This is a genomic window from Streptomyces sp. 13-12-16 (assembly GCF_002114215.1).
In the GTDB taxonomy this organism is placed as follows: domain Bacteria; phylum Actinomycetota; class Actinomycetes; order Streptomycetales; family Streptomycetaceae; genus Streptomyces.
Window position 1 is genome coordinate 1 of record NZ_NCTE01001382.1, and the last position, 1762, is coordinate 1762.

A 1762-nucleotide genomic window follows, 5' to 3' on the forward strand; every position below is an offset into this window, starting at 1 on the left:
CCGGACCGGCGGAGGGGTCCGCTCCCCGCCGGCGTCCGGCCCCGCGTCGCCGGGCCTCCCGGCGTGGTCCGGCGTCGCGGCTCCCACCGGGTCGTCGTCCCGGTCCTGCTCCCCCCGCGCCGCCCCCGGCGCGTCCTTCCGGACGCCGCTCCCCTCGTGAGGCGACCGCTCCTCGCCTCCCGGGTCGTCCCCCCGTTCGTCCGGGGCCGGCGGGCGCGCGATGAGCGCCACCGTGTCCGCCTGGAGGGCCTCCCGTTCGTAGCCGGGGCGGCCGATGAACAGCGTGACGGTCTCCTCGTCGTCCTCGTCGCCCTCCGGGTCCTTGTGCTCGTACGCCGCCCGGCGCGCCCAGTTCGTGCCGTACCCGGCGGTGGCGTTGAGCCGGGCCCAGCGCGTGCCGTAGTCGGGGACGGCGGCGGACCGCTCCACGGGCCCGCCGGGCTTCTCGCGCAGCGCCGCACGCAGCCCGAACACCGAGACGACCGCAATCAGCGTCATGCTGATCAGCACCGCCCATCCGGCCCCCGCGATCCCCGCCGGGGTGAACAGCACGGCCGCGCTGCCCAGCACCAGCGCGCACATCGCGCCCTGGAGCGCGGCGAGCACACCGGTGCGCCCCTGCACCCGCAGCACCCCGATGTACAGCTCCACGACCACGCGGGGCAGCGCGCCGAGCGCGAGCAGCCGCAGCACGGTCGAGCCGTGCTCGGCGTAGTCCGCGTCGAACGGCGTGAGGATCCGGGGCGCGAAGACGACCAGCACCGCGACCACCGGCACCAGCAGCAGCGTCATCCGGCGCAGCGCCCCGCGCACGCCGTCGGCGAGCTGACGCGGATCGTGCGAGGCGTGGGCGGTGAGCGACGAGGCCATGTTGATGGCCATGAACTCCATCGTGCCGCCGACGGTGTACGCCACGTAGAAGTAGCCGTTCTCCGCCGCGCTGAAGCGGACCGCGACCATCACGGGCAGCAGGTTGATCATGGCGAGGCTGAACAGCGCGCCGAGCGAGTCACCGGCCAGGAAGCGGCCCATGGAACGCAGGCCGGGCGGTTCCACGTCGTGATCGGCGGCGGCCTGGCGCGGGATGAGCCGGCGGAAGATCAGCCAGCCGAGCGGCAGTGTGGAGAACGCGATGGCCACGGCCCAGGACACGAAGATGCCCAGCACGGGCAGTGTGCTCGCGAAGACGGCCAGCAGGGCCAGTTTCCCGACGGAGAACACCGCGTTCCCGGCCGGCACCCACTCGGCCTTGCGCAGCCCCGTGAGCACGCCGTCCTGGAGGGTGAGCAGCGCCCACGCCACGCACGCCGCGACGAACAGCGCCCCGGCCACCGGTGTGCCGAGGGGTGCGTAGGAGGGGCCCCACTGGTCGAGCGTGAGCAGGAAGACGCCCGCGGCCAGGGTGACGACCACCGAACTCGCCAGGTACACGCCCCACACCAGGCGTCCGGTCTCGCGGCCGGCCCGCGGTACGAAGCGGACCACGGCGCCGATCATCGTGGTCGCGGTGATGCTGGCGAGCAGCCGCATCGCGGCGATCGCGGCGGAGCCCTGGCCGACGGCGTCCTCGGAGTAGTGGCGGGCGGCCACGAGCCAGAACCCCAGGCCGAGGACGGCGGACACGCCCGTGCTGAGCATCAGGAAGTAGGCGTTCTTGAACAGGGAGTCGGAGCCGGACGGGCTCCCGGCGGGCCGGGGCCCGCCGTCGGCGCGCGCCGCGGCGGGCCCGTGCACCCGGGTGTCGGTCACGGGCGGGCCCCAG

The 1762-nt window shown here is 74.8% G+C and carries 1 protein-coding gene; it reads right to left on the minus strand.

The genetic code is table 11. The features are described 5' to 3' along the window. Positions 1-1749 (minus strand): lipopolysaccharide biosynthesis protein (locus tag B7767_RS41190; RefSeq protein WP_256923761.1); only part of this gene is annotated, 1749 nt, incomplete at its 3' end. Positions 1750-1762 lie beyond the last annotated feature (13 nt).